This is a genomic window from Paenibacillus sp. 01T424 (genome assembly GCF_056398745.1).
The window spans coordinates 1-303 of the sequence record NZ_JBFTPZ010000138.1 but is presented as its reverse complement, the minus strand read 5'-3'; the positions used below and the strand labels follow the sequence as shown (position 1 = coordinate 303).

The window sequence follows — 303 nt, the reverse complement described above, 5'->3', positions numbered from 1 at the left end:
GATGGTGAAATCCTTCCTCGTCATTAGAAAAGGATAGGTAGTCTCCGATGATGATGCCACGGAAATTTACAGCGCGCGCAACATGCATCTGCTGGGCGATGTCGATCCCGATAACTAAATGCTGAGCAGTAATTTTTTCAATGAGTAGATTTTGTCTCGCTTGCGATTTAAACTTCATAGTAGAGCGTCCTCCTGGATGATGGAATTTTTAGGGCTATGACCCGTTGCGTACTTCCATCGTACCGAGGCGCTCGTTTTTATGCAAAGCGGAAATTTAACGCTCTACAGGAATGCTAACGGCGG

The 303-nt window shown here is 45.9% G+C and carries 1 pseudogene; it reads right to left on the bottom strand.

Features of this window, described 5'->3' with window-relative positions:
• Positions 1-178 (bottom strand): annotated as a pseudogene (locus AC1DPK_RS34360) (IS110 family RNA-guided transposase); the annotation flags it as partial.
• Positions 179-303 lie beyond the last annotated feature (125 nt).